This window comes from Paenibacillus ehimensis NBRC 15659 (assembly GCF_004000785.1).
Taxonomy (GTDB): Bacteria; Bacillota; Bacilli; order Paenibacillales; family NBRC-103111; genus Paenibacillus_G; species Paenibacillus_G ehimensis.
On record NZ_BILX01000007.1, the window covers coordinates 59,813 to 78,025 of the forward strand.

The 18,213-nt window shown below is 34.6% G+C and carries 12 protein-coding genes; 8 read left to right on the top strand and 4 right to left on the bottom strand.

The features are described from left to right. Window positions 1-37: 37 nt before the first annotated feature. The 3 genes from radC to PEH01S_RS06345 all read right to left on the bottom strand — a co-directional run bounded on the left by radC (window position 38) and on the right by PEH01S_RS06345 (window position 2,045). Window positions 38-643 (bottom strand): RadC family protein, encoded by a 606-nt coding sequence (gene radC, locus PEH01S_RS06335; protein ID WP_127484295.1) that lies wholly within the window; start codon window positions 641-643, stop codon window positions 38-40. Window positions 644-758: 115 nt separating this feature from the next. Beyond that, on the bottom strand, window positions 759-1,694 hold the full coding sequence (locus tag PEH01S_RS06340) for a DUF932 domain-containing protein (protein WP_127484296.1): 936 nt from the start codon (window positions 1,692-1,694) through the stop codon (window positions 759-761). 117 nt (window positions 1,695-1,811) lie between these two features. Then, window positions 1,812-2,045: a hypothetical protein gene (locus tag PEH01S_RS06345; RefSeq protein WP_127484297.1), complete on the bottom strand. Its 234-nt coding sequence runs from the start codon at window positions 2,043-2,045 to the stop codon at window positions 1,812-1,814. Between the two features lie 124 nt (window positions 2,046-2,169). Between PEH01S_RS06345 and dptF the strand changes: the two genes are divergently transcribed. The 8 genes from dptF to PEH01S_RS06385 all read left to right on the top strand — a co-directional run bounded on the left by dptF (window position 2,170) and on the right by PEH01S_RS06385 (window position 16,721). After that, window positions 2,170-3,954, top strand: coding sequence for a DNA phosphorothioation-dependent restriction protein DptF (dptF, locus tag PEH01S_RS06350; protein WP_127484298.1), 1,785 nt, complete (start codon window positions 2,170-2,172; stop codon window positions 3,952-3,954). 2 nt (window positions 3,955-3,956) lie between these two features. Beyond that, window positions 3,957-5,348: a DNA phosphorothioation-dependent restriction protein DptG gene (gene dptG / locus PEH01S_RS06355; RefSeq protein ID WP_164827702.1), complete on the top strand. Its 1,392-nt coding sequence runs from the start codon at window positions 3,957-3,959 to the stop codon at window positions 5,346-5,348. Then, window positions 5,329-10,473, top strand: a complete 5,145-nt coding sequence (dptH, locus tag PEH01S_RS35115; protein WP_218032693.1) for a DNA phosphorothioation-dependent restriction protein DptH — start codon at window positions 5,329-5,331, stop codon at window positions 10,471-10,473. The genes dptG and dptH overlap by 20 nt, the downstream gene beginning before the upstream one ends. Before the next feature lie 128 nt (window positions 10,474-10,601). Next, window positions 10,602-11,687 (top strand): DNA sulfur modification protein DndB, encoded by a 1,086-nt coding sequence (gene dndB / locus PEH01S_RS06365; protein ID WP_127484301.1) that lies wholly within the window; start codon window positions 10,602-10,604, stop codon window positions 11,685-11,687. A gap of 21 nt (window positions 11,688-11,708) precedes the next feature. Beyond that, on the top strand, window positions 11,709-13,208 hold the full coding sequence (dndC, locus tag PEH01S_RS06370) for a DNA phosphorothioation system sulfurtransferase DndC (protein WP_127484302.1): 1,500 nt from the start codon (window positions 11,709-11,711) through the stop codon (window positions 13,206-13,208). Beyond that, on the top strand, window positions 13,198-15,195 hold the full coding sequence (gene dndD / locus PEH01S_RS06375; RefSeq protein ID WP_127484303.1) for a DNA sulfur modification protein DndD: 1,998 nt from the start codon (window positions 13,198-13,200) through the stop codon (window positions 15,193-15,195). Before dndC ends, dndD begins: the two co-directional genes overlap by 11 nt. Continuing rightward, window positions 15,192-15,578, top strand: a complete 387-nt coding sequence (gene dndE / locus PEH01S_RS06380) for a DNA sulfur modification protein DndE (RefSeq protein WP_127484304.1) — start codon at window positions 15,192-15,194, stop codon at window positions 15,576-15,578. Before dndD ends, dndE begins: the two co-directional genes overlap by 4 nt. 18 nt (window positions 15,579-15,596) lie before the next feature. Beyond that, complete coding sequence (locus tag PEH01S_RS06385; RefSeq protein WP_127484305.1) at window positions 15,597-16,721, top strand: cysteine desulfurase family protein; 1,125 nt, start codon at window positions 15,597-15,599, stop codon at window positions 16,719-16,721. Between the two features lie 62 nt (window positions 16,722-16,783). On the opposite strand, the gene PEH01S_RS06390 is transcribed toward PEH01S_RS06385, so the two are convergent. Next, entirely contained in the window at window positions 16,784-17,647 is an 864-nt protein-coding gene (locus tag PEH01S_RS06390) for a GIY-YIG nuclease family protein (protein ID WP_127484306.1), read from the bottom strand. Between the last annotated feature and the right edge of the window lie 566 nt (window positions 17,648-18,213).

The window sequence follows — 18,213 nt, forward strand, 5'->3', positions numbered from 1 at the left end:
GTATTCCTCCCTAAAATAATGAGGGCTGATGAATGCATCACATCAACCCATGTTCTTTTAAACTGATGGATTTGTAATCACCGAATATGACATGATCAAGCACATCAATACCAATAATGATTCCTGCCTCAACCAAACGCTTCGTAATATCAATATCTTCGGGACTGGGCTCTGGATTGCCGCTAGGATGATTATGAGCGCAAATAATGGACGCACAGCTTCGTTTGATGGCAGGGCGAAAGACTTCTCTTGGGTGAACGATACTAGCGTTTAGAGAGCCTATTGAAATGATTTCTTTTCCGATCACACCATTCTTCGTATTAAGAAACAGACAAACGAACTGCTCTTGTTTTAGATGCCTAAAGTCTGGTTCCAACAGTTTGTATACGTCCATCGGAGAACGAATGGTTTTAATGGATGGTGTTGGGGCAGAGATGATTTGGGAGAGTTTGAGTGTAGCCACGATTTGTCTAGCCTTTGCTTTTCCTATTCCTTCTATAGCAAGCAACTCCTGTTCGGTCACATCGACAAGATCAGAAAATGTAGGAAATCGCTGAAAAATTTCCTCAACGATATAGCTTCCTGGCTTTTCACGAAGCGAATAGGCTAACAGTGATTTTAGATCAGCAGGACGATTTTTCATCTTGGGATCATATCTCCTTTGTGGCTTTAAAATAAATGGTTTTTAGCAAACAAAAAGAGCCAATCCTGTTGTGAGGTTGGCTCATTAAAAAACTAGCCTCTGTAATCGATAACGATTAGGCAGAGGCTAAAACGAGTTCGTATGCTTTGTCGATCAAAGGGTTTCCTTCCATTGTACGCATGAACAGATTTTCTTTGAATGACGCAGTTTCTCTCAGCGGCTTAGCGTGTGTGGCAAAATCTGATACAGCATTGATGAAGCGGTATCCATTCTTACCAACATGAGCAAGATCGGGAGCATCAAAATATCTGAGTTTCATATCGGATCGTAGATGTTGTATATTCTTTTCTTGAATCTTTGTTGCATTGTCTGGCATGGGGATAAGCATATCGATGTATTCCATAACTTTGTGATCGGGAATCTTGATCCGATTTAACCGATCCACTTCTGCTCCTAATTTGTCCATATAGAATTCAGCCAGCAGGAGCGTTTTCTTGGCTTCATCCAGCTTGGATTTGATATCTCCGGTATGAATCGTTGTCCAGATTCTTTTCGCATTGCTTAAGGCAAGATTAAGGGTGTTTTGGCACACCACTCGAATCGGAGTCATAGCGACTTTGATGCTGCCCGTTCCGTCATGGCTATTGGAGAAAACGAGATACGGACTGATGCGGTCTCCTGAAATAATGTAGTTATCCGGCAATTTTGCAAGCAGCCACACTTTTTTACCATTCTGTAGGCTTCCGGCTGTTTCGTACCGGACTCCTTCACCTAACAGGTCATCAGTAAAGGCAAAAGCCTCATGATTTTGTACGATCTTATAACGGTCGGTAACAACACCCAGTATTTGGTTATCTGATGCCCGGATGTTTGCTTTGTACCCTGTAATCTCCAATTGGTCTTCAGTCTGAATTGGCTTCTGAATTACCCTCCAATCTAACCCAGCTTCCCGTAAAGCCTCCTCGGAACAAAGTGCTTCTTCCACACGTCTTCCAAGTCCGTGCCATGGGGCTTGTCTCACATAGAACATACTTTCAACATTTGCTGTCATTTGAATCATCTCCTCATTAGTTTGAAAAACAATAAGCCGATGACGTGGGCAATACGTCATCGGCTTATTTATCTAAATATATAATATAGAATTATTATTACAAAAATTGCGAAAAGATTAATCAAGAAACATACTTTCCTTAGCTAATTGGGCTCTTTTAAGACCGTAATCCGTTTCTGTTGCATGCTTCCATTGAGCCTCAAGTATCAATTCTGACCACTGATCAATAGGCACGTTGTATTTTTTGTAAGCCCTTTTTAGAAGGAACTTGAGTTGACGCTCTGAATACAGGCCATCATAATAGTCGATGTATAGGGCCTCTAAATTTCTTTTTATCTCATCAACGTTCAATCGAATCAACACCTTTTTGTTAATAGTTCTTATATTATGCAGGGAATATATGTAACATCGGCGAATAAATCAATAGAGAACATATCTATTTATTTATAAAATTTTGGTTTAAGGAGGCTGCGAAATGAGCCGCCAAGTTCATTCGAACTGCTTAGTCAGTATATTGAAAAAGTGTAAGCAATCTTCGAAGGAAGCCGTAGATAATTTAGAATCGTTTGATTCCTTTAAACAATATATGCATATTCCTAGACCTGTAGAGTCTGAGTTAGAAAAAATAATTTTGAAATCCAGGCAGTCTGAAAGATCGCAATTAATATTAGTTTGTGGCGGTGTTGGTGATGGAAAATCACATACACTTTCTTTTCTTAAGAATAAATACACGTTTCTAAGTTCAGAATTTTACTTACATAATGATGCTACCGAGAGCTTTGATCCCCAAAAGACTTCAATTGAGACTTTAGCTGAGTGCTTCGATCATTTCTCAGATGAGGGGCTTGAAAGTAATAATGAAGTAAAAAAAGCAATCCTTGCCATAAACTTAGGGGCATTAAATAACTTTATTGATTCAGAACAGGGCAAAAGATTTTCAAGGCTAAATAAATACGTAGAATCTAAAAAAATACTTGAATCATCCAATGTTTCGAGTGAATATGATCCGAATAGTAATTTTCAGTTCGTTAATTTCAGCGATTATCATATGTTCGAATTAACTGAAAACGGAACTAAATCCGATTATTTATCAGGCTTGATTAACAAGCTGACCTCTCCTGAGGTTGATAATCCATTTTTTAAAAGTTATGAAGAGAATTGTTTAAAAAATTGTCCCGTATCAAGGCAGTGTCCAATTAAACAAAATTACGAGTTGCTTTCTCGAACGGATATAAAGAAGAAAATTGTTGATTTAATAATTAAAGCTATTGTTAGGGAGAAAATTATTGTATCAACTAGGGCATTTTTGGATTTCCTTTATGGTATTATTGTTTCTCCTACTTATGAAACATTATCAGATGAGTCTATTAAGGCAAAAATAGAACAAATACATTTTGATGAATATACTGAGAACTTACTTCCATACCTAGTATTTTCTCAACCTGATAGTTCATACATACAAAATACGTTAGTTAAACTCAGTCCAAGTTTATTGCGAAGCGAGCTCATAGATCAAGTATTAATTGATTTTAAAACAGTTCAAAGCAAAATGGAAGTTTTTTCACGCTATATCAATATTGATGCATTGCCATATTTTCAAGAAAAAATTGATGAGTTACAGAAGATTGAGCAAAGTAAACCTGAATTGAATGTACATTTAGGAAAGATATTCATCCTTTTGTCTTATTTTATGTCTAAGAATGAATGGGATTTTTATGAAGATCCGATTTTCGATGATTTTATACAATATCTTTATTGGTCAAATCAGGGGAATATCAGCCAGTTAGCAAAATTATATAATACAGAAATGCGTGAAGCCATATATAAATGGGACGGCGGTGGTTACGGTAATCTTATAAGTATTAATATCGGACAACCACAAAACCATTTTAAAACATTGCAAAAACTTGAAATTGAACCGTATCTTATTAAGTCAGTAACCGAACAACATAAAAAAGAATTGTCCAAATTCTTATTAAATATAAGTATCAGTTTTAAAGTGAAAAATTCTGACAATTATGCACAAGTTGATTTAGATTATGCCCTTTATGATCTTATTTCGAGAATAAGACAAGGTTACCGTCCAAATAAAAATGATAAATTGCAGTTCATTAAATTTGTTGATTTTATCAATAAATTAGGATGCTTAGGGAACCAATTAGAAGAAATTTTTGTTGAAGAGATACATTCATTGAATCGAGAAAAGTATGTATTAAATTATGATAAATTTTTCGAAAAATATAAATTTACGGTGGTATGAATATGGCTTATCAGTTGGATCTTTCTGAAATTAGAATTAATTTTAAATTCACAGAAAGTAGTGTTAGACATAATCCAAATAAAAGGACAAGATTTTTACCTTATACATCAAAGTTTAATGAAAATAAACTGAAAGATTTTTCCCAAGTAATCGGTGAATTTTTTCGACTTATTGAAGCTAAGAAACCAATTTCACAGATTGATCTCGATGAAACTCTAAAAAAGGTGTTAATGAGGGTTTCATTTGATAATGAAGTTCACAAAGATTATTTTGTAAGAATTGTAAGATCATGTTTTTTAACAGATGATAACCAGCTTTATCATTTTCACCCTTATATTTTCTTATACTTAAATTCAGATCCAGATAATAAAAAATTAGCTAACTTTCTTTACGATGTACTTTTTCATAATACTAATAAGAATGATAACAAATTTTGCATGAATTTTGAGCCGAATGATGTTCTATCAAAACTAATTTTTGAGGCTTTACCGAAATTAGATGAATACCGGATTAATGATGGACAAACTTTTAGCTCTGTGTTACCTCAAATATCTATGCTCTTTATGAAAGATTTCGTCTGGTTATTGAGTAATTCAAGTTTGTTTGTTGATCATATTGAAAAGTTATTAAAGTATTATTATTTTTTTTATGTTTCTCAATTCTCTTTAATGTGTCAAAGATTTTTGAATGATGAAGATCAAAAGATAGTACCTGTATTCTTTAATCTAGAGTGGGAAAGTATTTCTCACAATAGAATTAGCTATGAAAAGGGTTGGAAGATTCTTGAAACGCCAATATCAACTTTATTCTCGCATATTAACTGTTTAGAGTTTTTAAATCATCATAACCAAGGAAGTAAAGTCTATTTTTATAACGATATTAGTAGATTGATAAGGGATATTAATTCACTTGAACGTGAGCAGCTAGAAGGACAATTAAACAAATTGATGGACGAATATTCTAGCGCGTTAAAAGACGTGAATTGGGATGGATTTAAATATAAAAATATTTACAACGATTCGATCAAAGATCAAATTTATAAATTTTATAAAATGATAGATTTTCAGTTTAATCAAGTTAATTCTCGTAAAAGTCAATACAATCGGTATCAGGAGTGGTTTGTTTCCTTCTGTCAACGTAACTTTATTAAATTAAGAGGACGTCTAGGGCGTACATTAAATATGAATGCGGAGTATTTATTGTTTTTTACAAAGATGATAATTAAGAATGAACCCAAAATAAGACTTAAAAGTCTTTTCGAGGGTTTTGCACAAAGAGGAGTGCTCTTCGATAGGGATACGCAAAATTATATCGTAAAGTACTTTGAAGCGATCAACATTATTGAGAAAAAAAGTGATAGTGGGGATGCAATTTATGTTAAATCCTTTTTATGAATACTTGGCGAAGAAAATAGATGGTTATTTCTCTGGTTCGCTTTTATTACCCGGGGATAAATACCATGTTCCGTTCGATCGTGAAGAACAAGTTTTTGAACTGTTAAGACATTTAAAGAATCTCGATAATTCTGAGCCTTTTGAGATTGTAGACGATAATATTAATAGTATTAACTACAAAACATTCTGTTTGAACTATTATGGTGTAAAGCTGATCGTAGGTTCTACTATTGATGCTACCCCTGATTATTTAACTCGTGTGCGGAATAGTGTTGGTAATGGAACCTCTGGTATGCAGAACACCGCGTTTTTACTTTTACATAATTCCAGTTTGGATAGTCTAATCCATGGAATGGATTCTTTTTATAAAGAAGGTATGCCACTACACTTAAAGATAATTGAAAATGATATTAGAATTTTGTTAAAGAATACTTCATTAAGTGAAGTTGAAAAAAAGACGCTTGATTTTGTTATTACAAATAGAAAATCTCAAAAGACTTACTATGAACAAGCCTCTATATTCGATTTTGAGGATATTTTATGTGTTTTAAACCGTTCACAAATTATTAATAGTGACTACAATGCTTTCGGTCTTTTTAGGGACAATGATATGCTAGTCGCTGCCTTAAATGATAAGCAATTTAAGGAAAGATTAAACTTAAACCATGAATTGTTTAATAAAGTTGAGACTAGTCATAAAAATGGAAGTCTGGATTCTGAGCTTGAAAAATACTTTGATGATGAAGGGGTTGAAATTCTTTCATCTTCAACTTGGTCGGAGTCTGAATTTAGTGATGTTTTAACCTCTTATCAAAACAAGCAAAATGATAAGGGACTTGAATATATTGAAAGCACCAAAAAAAGAACACAGGAAGGGCTAATTTATTGGGAGCGTCCAGAAGGAGAGAGTAAATCTAAGCAAAAGATTAGAAATATCATAGTCTTTAACCCGGAAAAAAAAGCGGAAATAAGTCTTGAATTTCATTTTAATGATAATTTGAATAATAAATACACTCAATTGGTCAATAAGGTAATTGGAGTATCGACCGAAACTTACGGAAAAAAATTAAAAGTAAAGCTAAAGACAGAGCAAGGTTCAAGTAAATTTTGTAGGTTAACCTATAAAACAGACACTTCAAGTAAATTCGATTTTCGTATAGCAGTAGTTGAGGTGGACGAGCATTTCTTAAAAGGTATCCAAACGAAATACTCTGTAGCTGCAGGAAAAGATTCTTATTTATTAATCAATACGGAAGAAAATGAAATCGTTATAAATCCATCAGAAGACCATGATGGAATTTATGTAAACATAGATGGTAAAACGATACCGGTAATTGCCGCGGCCGAAGGTGAGCAAATCACAATCAACAAAGCGTTAGAAAATGATAATGAGGAAGAAATACTTCGTTTTGATATTATCAAAAACGACTCAAGGATACCCTTTGCATTACAAGATATAATTGAACGCCCTGCACCAATTACTGGGTATAATGTGTGGAAAACTAAAATACATAGGCAAGAACATTTTTATTATAAACTTGATAACGATAAGATGAAGATCGTTCTTGGAACAAGGGAAACATTTGCACAAGGGGACTTTAAGAAGAACCTTGAACGTGAATACCAAATTATTAATTCAGATGGTTTTTATTTTAAAGAATCAGTAGATGGACTATACAGTGAAGATATTGATGTCCCCGATACTATTAAAGAAGCGTATAACAAACTAAAGTATTACTTTAAAAATAATAACTTGTTACCGAGCTTGGCTTATCTTGAAGCAGAATATAAAGAACTTGCTGAAAGTTATATTCTCAGTTTTATAAGCGAATTGAGTAAATTAGAAAATGGTCAGCTGAGCGAATCTTATCGTAATATTGGTCTTGTCGGAACTATTGATAGATTAGGTGGAGAAAGAGAGTGGTTATTTAGTCCATTGCATCCTGTCAATTTGGCATATCAATTAGAAGTTAATAAATTTCTAAAGGGTAATGAAATTCCTGACGAATTACTAAAAACATTACGAGGGACATTCTTGGTTCCGCATGTTCGATTTGAAAACAATAAGCTTTATAAAGCGATTGAACAGGCAGATTCCCTAGAGTGGAATACTTATGTTGACTATAATTTACCTAGATATGAAGGCAATAGAATATTCGTGAATAAATTAGTATATGAAAAAGTTGAAGAATTCTTCGATCATTTCAAATACTTGTTTGATACTGACAAAAGATCTCCATTAAAACTTAATGTAGTAAACATGGGTGATTGTCGTGAGGTTTTACAAGGCATATTTGAATTTTATAAAAGGCAACTAAGAAAGAAAGTGAGTAAAGACGATCTAACTCCAATTACTATTAATATTTATTCTGAAGCCCAGACCCGAAATGCTTTTGAAGAGATTGCAGAAACTTATAATGTAGATGATATTGAAAATAGGTTTGATTTAAGGTTATCTGTAGATGATTATTTACCGGAAGAGATTTTAAATATATTTCTTGAGAAAGTATCTTTCTTTTCGAAGGATGTTAATTTAGAACGGTATGAATATAGTCACTTAACTTTCTACCAAATGAAAAAAATAGAGCAAATTGCTGATTGTAAGATGGCAGATATTCCAACTGGGGTATCTCTCATGGGCCTTAGTTCAGGCATACCCTCTGTTTTCATTAATGGTAATTATTTGACTGGGTTCGGTACAAAATCTTTCCCTAGTGAATATAGCTTACTTCATAGACTGATTCCAAAGATGAATGCTTTGTTAAGAATATCACGAAATTTATACAGTTATCAGGAAGATACAGCAATTGTGACCGCAATCTCTTCGAAAGAGAAACAAGTATTAGATCGAGTGTATGAGTCCACCCATTGGGTTACATTTGTAGAGCCGCGCGTTGATTTAAGTTTTTTTAAAAATGATTCAAAAAATAAAGACCTATTGGTTATTCACTATAGTGATCAATATACAACATCGAATGGCTTAGATGCTATAACTGTTACAAGACGATCTAAACAATACCAAGTATTAATACAAGAATTTTTAAAATTTCAAGGTGTAACTATTACGGAAGATTCAACAACAGATATTATTAACCTTTTTAATGCACTTAATGGAAATTGGTTGCTTAGATTGTTGGCCCAAAATAATTATTTTCCTAAAGAAAAAATTAGCATCCTTTCTGCAGTAAAGTTAGGACTTGCATTCCTTTGGCATTCAGCTATTCTTTGGGTACCTATTTCGATGGAGGAAGTATTGAGAATTTCTGGTGGTACCGGTCTAAAACAAGCTGAAGGTTTATTCTCTGCTAAAAACTTAAGGCAGTATGGTTCCTATAGCGATGATTTGCTATTTATTGGCATAGAAGTGAACGAAGATAAAATAAAAGTGCATTACTGTCCGATTGAAGTAAAAATCGGTATGAATAATGGAGCAGTGCAAGTTAAAGCTATCTCTCAAGTGAAAGAAACTTACCGACTCTTATATGAATTTTTAAGTGAAGCTACTACTCCTGCTGCAAAGATATACCGTAATTTTTTCATGCAACTAGCTTTGTCGAGTATTGAAAAAATGAAAATATATAATGTATGGCCAGAACAAGAATGGGAAAGTGTAATTAATCATGTAACTCAAGAAAAGCTTCTAAATGATGATTATGTTGTATCGAGCGATTTAAAGGATGTAATTGGCACGGGAATGGTTATTTCTTTTAAACAGGATGTCTTTTTTGCTGAAGCAAAGAAGATTGATAATGTAATGTATATTAACTATCCTGAAAAAAGCGGATATGATTTTTTAGCAATGCCAATAGAGGGATTGAAGCAAGCGTTGCATTTTGGAAATAGTAGTATTGATAAAAATTTACTCTTAACAAAAAGTTACCAACCGGTTGGGGGAGGAAAAATTGAACCGACTGAACTTGGCAAGAAATATGAATACCAACCTACACAAAATAACGAAATTCCAAAGGTGGCTGAAGGGTCAATCCCATTAGAAATAGTCTTCGGGACGAATAATGTCAACGGTAGTGAAGTTAAGTGGATGCCTACTTCAACAGATAAAGTTATGCATACTAATACTGGCATTATAGGAACGATGGGGACCGGGAAAACTCAGTTTACTAAATCTTTAGTGACCCAATTGAAAAATAACTCAAAATACAATCTGTATGGAACACCTATTAAAATACTGATTTTTGACTATAAAGGCGATTATATTAAAGATGATTTTGTTCAAGCAACAGGAGCAAATGTATATGAACTATATCATTTACCATATAATCCCTTGTCTTTGTTTGTAACCCAACCTATTAAACCATTATTACCAATGCATACCAGCAGCACTCTTACAGATACAATTAGCACAGCATTTAATTTAGGAACCGTGCAAACCATAACCTTAAAAGATTTAATAATGGAAGCTTACGTCAATAAGGGTATCTTAAAGGCTGATTCAAGTACTTGGAATAAACAAGCTCCTACCTTCTCAGATTTATTTGAACTTTTTGTACAGAAAGACGGATTAAAAATAGATAGTTTATACGCGGCGCTTAAAGAACTTTATGATACAGAAGTGTTTGAGCCGGATGCTTCAAAAACAATTCCATTATTCGATTTAATTGAGGGAATAACTGTAATTAATCTTTCCGGTTACAACGAAAGTATTCAGAATCTAGTAGTAGCCATTACGTTGGACGTCTTTTATAGTCAGATGCAAATGTCAGGACACAGTAGAATACAAGGTAATATTAGAGAAATTACCCGGATGATCTTAGTTGATGAAGCTGATAATTTCTTAAGCAAGGATTTTAAATCGATTAAAAAAATCCTAAAAGAGGGAAGAGAATTTGGTGTTGGAACTATTCTATCTACACAATTCCTAAGTCACTTCTCAACAAGTGACAATGACTATGCTAATTATATTTTAACCTGGGTTATTCACAATGTTTCGGAATTAAGTAGCAAAGAGATTAAAATGATTTTCAACACACAGTCAAAATCAGAAGAAGACAATATTATGGGACAAATAAAAAAATTAGAAAAGCATCACAGCGTAGTGAAGGGAATTGGCAATCAACCGATCTTAATGAGGGATAAAGCTTTTTGGGAATTATTCATCAATAATTAAATAATGCTCAAAAGATGCTCTCGATGGGCATCTTTTTATTTGTTGACCGCTTTTAGACATTTAAGGTACAATTAAAAAAACAAACTTCCAAACCAGTGAAACAAACTTCCAAACGCGGAGGCATAGACATGCAACAGCATCTCCCAATGTTTTATACGTTTCCAACTATTCGTGGTATTCAAGCCGGACGTGAATATTACATAACTATGTGTCCTTTAAAACTTATACCAAGAATATTCCTCTTTGACGAGGAAGATATTGAGCCAACTGTAAGATCACAACGAGTTCTAAACAAATCCCGAGTACCAGAAATAGCAGAATATCTTGTTAATAATTCTTCTGATTATGTATTTTCAGCACTTACGGCTTCAATAGATGGTCTTGTTGATTTTGTGCCTATTTCTGATGATCCTACAAATTACAACATTGGATTTATAAAAATCCCTATGTCATCAAAGATAGTAATAAACGACGGACAGCATAGACGAGCTGCCATCGAAGTGGCTTTAAGAAAAAAACCAGAACTTGGTGATGAAACAATTTCTGTTGTTTTCTTTCTTGACGAGGGATTGAAAAGATCACAACAGATGTTTGCAGATCTCAATCGGTATGCAATACGACCTTCTGGTTCTCTTAATATTCTCTATGATTATAGAGATCCAATTGCAGAAATTGCTAGGCAACTATCAATTGAACTTGATCTGTTTGAGGGACTTACGGAATTAGAGAAAACAACGATATCTAATCGTTCGACAAAACTCTTTACGTTAAGTGGCATTTATCGTGCGACAAGTGAGCTAATCAATAATCGTCTTGAAAAGCCCTATGATGATCTTAAAGAAATATCTTTCAGATATTGGAATGAAGTCGGTAAACATATTAAAGAATGGATTAATGTAAAAGAGGGAACAATCAAAGCCTTTGAATTAAGAAAAGACTATATCAATGCTCATGCTATTACGTTAGTGGCATTGGGCAAGGTAGGAAATTCTCTTTTGGAACAGTACCCTGAGACCTGGATAGATAAACTAATTAAACTACAATCAGTTGATTGGTACCGAGGCAATAAACAATGGGAAGGACGTGTTACCATAGGTGGTAAGATCTCTTTCTCGCGAAATAATTTAGTTTTATTAACCAGTGCGCTAAAGAACATTATTGGACTTTCACTATCTCCTGAGGAAGAAGAAGCAGAAAGGTCAATTATGATGTAGCGGATTATTGGAGGTATTACTATGGCAACTAGAATAAAAATTAATAAAGAATACTTACAGGAAATAAACGAACGAATTCAAGATCTGTATTTATCTGATCAAATTCCTTGGATAGTTGGTTACAGTGGAGGAAAGGATTCTACTGCAACTTTGCAACTGGTTTGGAATGCAGTTAAATCATTACCGGAAGAAAAAAGAAACCACAAGGCTATACATGTAATAAGTACAGACACTCTAGTTGAACAGCCAATTGTTGCGGCCTGGGTTAACAATTCTCTAAAACAAATGAAAAAAAGCGCTATTGAGAATGGGTTACCTATCACTCCTCATAGATTAACCCCTGATGTATCAGATTCTTTCTGGGTTAATCTTATTGGCAAGGGATATCCTGCACCACGTCCATCATTCAGATGGTGCACTAGCCGACTAAAAATTGATCCTTCTAACAAATTTACAACTGATATTGTAAAGGATTTTGGTGAAACAATATTGGTATTAGGAACTCGTAAAGCGGAAAGTACAAGAAGAGCTGGTACAATGAATAAATATGAAAAACATAGAATAAGAGAATGGTTGAGTCCAAATGGTAGTTTGCAAAATTCATGGGTATTCTCCCCCATTGAGGATTGGACGAGTGATGACGTCTGGTTATATCTCATGCAACATTCTAATCCTTGGGGTATCTCCAATAAAGATCTAATGGCTATGTATAGAGAAGCAACGAGTGATAATGAATGTCCATTGGTGGTTGATACATCTACTCCAAGCTGTGGTAACAGCAGGTTTGGCTGTTGGGTTTGTACGTTAGTTTCCTCTGATAAGTCTATGGAGGCAATGATTCAGAACGATGATGAAAAAGCATGGATGGAACCCCTGCTAAAATTTCGAAATGAGGAAATTGGAAAATTAGATGAAAACGGTAGAATAGATGACCATGATAAGAGAGATTTTAGAAGAAAGGGCGGAGCTATTACTCTAAAGAAAAGCGGAACAGATGTTACTCCTGGTCCCTACATAAAAAAACACCGAGAGCATTTGTTAAGACGGTTACTTGAAGTTCAACAAGAAGTTCGTCGTTTGATGCCCCCGGAAATGGAGGGGCTTGAGCTAATATCAATCGAGGAACTAAAACATATTCAAAGGATATGGGTTAAGGATAAAGCGGAATTTGATGACACATTACCCAGGATTTATGAAGAAGTTACAGGTGAACAATGGACTTTTAGTGAAAAATACAGTTCGTTTGGAAAAGAAGAGTGGAATATTCTTGAGGAAATAACCCAAGGGAATCATGTGGCTATGGATTTACATTCGTCACTTTTACTGATGGAAGAGCAACATACCACTTTAAGGGGACGAAAGGCAGTACTTAATGAAATCGAAAAACATATTAAGAGATGTTTTTATGAGGATGCTCAAGATGCATTAGCCTATAAATTAAGTCAAGTTGGTCTTCGAGAGAATGATGATCCAGATGACCTAGCTAGTTACTTGGAAACGGAGCCAGAAGATGATTATTAAGTCGATAAAATTATACAATTTTGGGGTATATGCTGGAGAGCAGAAAATCATCCTAGCCCATAAGAATATCAGTGGAGAGGGTGAAGTAATAACATTAATTGGGGGACTCAATGGTAGAGGTAAGACAAGTATCCTTGAAGCCCTATTGCTGGCCTTCTACGGAAGTCGATCTCCAAAAGTAAGAGAAAGTGGTAGGAGTTATTCCAATTACTTAGCGGAAATAATTCATGGTCGGGGCATTAGTCAGACAGAAAGTTGGGTAGAACTTGAAATCGAGATTCCTTTGGATAATTCGACGACCATTATTAAGTTAAGGCGTTCTTGGGGCAAAAAAAATGTTCGAGTAGTAGATTTTTTTCAGGTATGGCTCAATGAACGAGAGGATCCTTATTTAGCTGAGAATTGGGATAGCTATGTAGAGGAACTCGTGCCATCAGCAATTGCGGAACTTTTCTTCTTTGATGGTGAACGAATTAGTACCTTGGCGGAATCTGACGAAACAGTTGAATCATTGAAGAAAGCTATACAATCACTCCTTGGTATAGAAACAATTGATAGGCTTATAAAAGATTTAGATCTTATGATTAAAAGGAAAAAAACTTCGTTAGAAAATATTGACCTTAAGAATGAGTTGCTTCAAGTAAATGATTACTTACAATCGTTAGAAATTAAGTATAATAATTTAATTCAAGAGAAGAGCAGTTTTAATTCAAAAGTTCATTACCTCAAGCAACAATTAGAACAATTAAAAAGAACTTATTTTGAAGCGGGTGGGGGGTATTATGAGAATCAAGAAAAGCTCTACATCCGCCGCGGCGAATTAAATAAAGAATTGGATGAAATTAAAATCAGTATTGGTTCAATAATTGCCGGAGCTTTCCCCTTAACGCTTGTAGAAGAACAACTCAGAAAAGTTCGTGAGACTGCAAAACGAGATTTGATAAATAATCAAGCGAAAACATCGTTATCCTTGTTAAAGGAAATCTCAGAAGAGATTATGTCAGGTATTAATGAGCTAAGAATCGATAACGAAGATAAGGTTAAAATGCAGCAATTAATCTTTTCGAAAATAGGTGGAGTTGAGAAAAGAGCAAGTGAACCTCCATTATTCCCAGTTGGACTAACCATGTCAAATCAATTTGCTAACATATTTGACATACTTGAATCCGACAAAGAACAAGTAATGAATATCATAAGAGAGTATGAAGATATAGAATATGAACTTTTTCAAATAGAAGAAAATACTCCATCCGATCCTGATATCGATGTTCTTAAGGATTTATTAACCCAACAAAAAGATATTGAGCTAAAGATTAATGAATTTACTAAGGCGATATCTGATATAGATGAGGAACTGAAGCGCCTGAAATTGGAACAAGATAAAGCAAGAACTAAAGTGATTAAGCTGAGTACACTAAAGGCTGAAGCGGACGAGTCTGAACGCATAATTAAATATGCTATCCACACTCAGTTGAACATGAGGGTTTTTCGAGATCGAATAACTGAGCAGAAGGTAGAAAGATTAGCTAATTATATCTATGAAGCATTTAATATTTTAACTCACAAAAATAGTCTTGTAGCAAAAGTTAATGTAGACTGTGATGATTTTAAGATAAGATTATATGATATCAATAGTATAGAAATACCGAAGTTTAAACTATCCAGCGGTGAAAGACAAATGCTAGCTTTAGCTATTCTATGGGGATTAGCAAAAGCATCTGGTAAAACATTGCCTGTAGTGATTGATACTCCCATGGGCAGGCTCGACTCATTTCATAGGATTAACTTTGTGGAGAAATACCTACCAAATGCGAGTCATCAGGTAATTGTTCTTTCTACAGACACTGAGATTGAGGGGAAATATCTTCAAATTCTTTTGCCGCATGTAGGTAAAAAATATCTTTTAACTTATGACGAGACTATTCAGGCTACGCAAATATCGGAAGGTTACTTGCAATTTACCAATGACTTGGAGACAGTAGTATGATTGTAAAACAAATAACACTTTCTAACAAAGCCAAAGAGCAATTAATTCGAATAAAGGCTAGAACTGGCATTCAACAGTGGAATATATTATGTCGTTGGGCCTTGTGTCTTTCACTAAGGGAACCGACTCCCCCAACGGAAATTGAACATCCGGCGGATAGCAACGTTGAAATGACTTGGCAGGTATTCGGTGGGGAGTACCAAGATATTTATGAAGCCCTTATTATTCAGCGGTGTCTGGATGATGGGTTAGGTACTGATCCGGCTGTTCTTGCTAAACAATTCAGACTACACTTACATAGGGGTATTGGAAGGTTAGCAGCACATGGTAATAAACTCAAAAAACCTACAGATTTATTAAAACTAGGTTTAGGTGAACTTTAAGAAAGAAGAGATCAGTATATGCCAATTTATCTTGATTTTAATGCAACAAGTCCAATTCATGAAGAAGTATTAGAAGTAATGTTAGAGACGTATAAGAATAACTTTGGAAATCCTGCCAGCAGAACCCATCAGCATGGGCATCAGGCAAAACAACTTGTAGATAATGCACGAAAAACTATTGCAACGGTTCTAGGTATAAATGCGAACGAAATAATATTTACTAGCGGTGCGACTGAGAGTAATAATTTGTCTATTCTCGGATTGGCGGATTTTGCAAATAAACAAAATAAACGGCACATCATTTCCAGTGAAATTGAGCACAGTTCTATTTTGGAGCCTCTTGAGCAATTATCTAAAAAAGGATTTAAAATTGATTTGGTTCCTGTTGGCGCGTCAGGAAGGATTTCTGTCGATGATGTTTTAGACCGAATTACTGATGAAACGTTGCTAGTAACTATTATGCATGCTAACAATGAAACAGGAATTATTCAGCCTGTCAAAGAAATTGGAGATGCAATCTCAGGGCGAGATATATTCTTTCATGTTGATGCATCTCAGACCTTTGGCAAACTCGTGGATGAGCTTCGTGAAATTAAGTATGATCTTTTGAGTATTACGGCACATAAAATTTATGGTCCTCAAGGAATCGGGGCATTAGTACTAAAAAATAAAAATTATAAGCGTCCTCCGATAACTCCATTGATGTATGGAGGGAAACAAGAAAAAGGACTGAGACCGGGAACGTTACCGGCTGCATTAATTGCCGGATTCGGTAAGGCCGCTGAGTTGAGTTTGAAAAATTATCAAAACTGGAGTATAGTGGAACTTGATATAAAGCATAATATTTTGAATCAACTTAGTGAAATTGATTTTATTATAAATGGGGACAAAGATTATTGTTTACCTAATTGTATTAATATTAGCTTTCCCGGGATCGATTCAGAAGCATTAATGCTAAGTATTAAGGAGCATATATCACTTTCTAATGGGTCCGCGTGCACCTCATCTGAATATAAACCAAGTCATGTTTTGCAGGCCATGGGGGCTCTTGCGGAAAATGCTATTAGAATTTCATGGGGACCGTTTAACTTTGCTGTCGATATTACTCCAATTATAAATATGGTCAAGTCATTTAATAATTAGCTGAAAAAATAGAGGAAACCTTTAAATCGGGTTTACTCTATTTTTTCTTTGCGCCGAAGTTTTTACTTATCAATCTTTTCATTTACAAGAGTAAATTGAGACACATTTTTAGTTTCCAAGTTTTTTGTGTTGGTAAAGAGGGAGGCATAATCTCTGATTACCATTCGTTCAAGAAGAACTCTATGTTCCGCAAGTTCTGTTGGCAATACATTATATCGATAGAAATCCCACTCTGGTATCCGAGAATGTCCTTGTTTAAAGCGTTTTACCAGATCCTTTGCTTCTCCAACATAAAGTAATTTATTGTTGGTGTCAATGAGTGTATAGATAACGTTTTGAGCCCCTAGTTCGGTTTCGAATTCAGCGCGTGGTTTCCAATGCTGTTTATGGATCCTAATATCTGGTTTACAATGTAATTCATCATCAATGCTTCTCAGAACGGGTGAGTCAACCATTCGTTTAAATAACTCTGGAAAAATTGGTTTTTGCGTATAATGTGCAGTGAAATAGAACCGTCGATTAACATAGTCATACTCTATATCAAGGAATTCCCAAAATGGAATTTCTTCTTCAATTATAGATGCTTTAACTTTTCTCAAATTAGCTTCTATATCCCTCATGTAACTCATTAAAAAAACGTCTCTTAACCGATCAAGCAGGTCATCTGAAAACCACAATCTATAGATAGGAGTTCTCCTTATATTCTCACCTGAGATTGTTACGTTACCTTGGTATTGGTGGTTTTCAAAGACAATCATAACTTGTGAATCCTTAGTTGATTTTTTCTTGCAATTAATAAATTGATCAGCAATCATCCACATTGAGCATGCCCAGTTAGGGATAATTGTGCCCTTATGATTAAAGATTGTTGAATCAACTTTCTTTCGCCATAATGGAAACTCTATATTTGTTCGTTCTACTGGCATTGTTGTCAACTCCCCCATTTGTAATACTAAATGATAAAATAAGATTAATAAAGTATAATTAATTATTAGGTGGATTTACATAGTGTTATCGGGCGGTTTCCATGAATTAATAGAAAAAGGTTAGATCCTAAAAATAATTTGATATTTATATCAAGAGGTACACATGCATACAATAAAGATTATTGACGCAAGGGATATTGAAACTGGTATTGAAGTGTTACCGAATAAAAATGGGGTTTATGCATGGTTTAAAAGGCTGACATTTGATAGTGCCTCGCCAGAATCTTTTAAAAGAACAGTTGAAGAAAGTCTCGAACCACAATTCTTAATGCCACTTTACAGAGGAATTGTGAGACCCTTAAGCCAGGTACATACGGGCTCACCACTAATAAGAAGGAAATACTTGAGGACTTGGCAAATAATACAAGTGAATCATCAATATTGAGTCATTATGCTATTGCATTAAGTGCATTTCAACCACCCTTGTATGTCGGAAAGGCCAATAATTTAATTTTGTTGACTCCAAAGGCAAACGAATTGATTGAATATATTCTATCCATAACAAG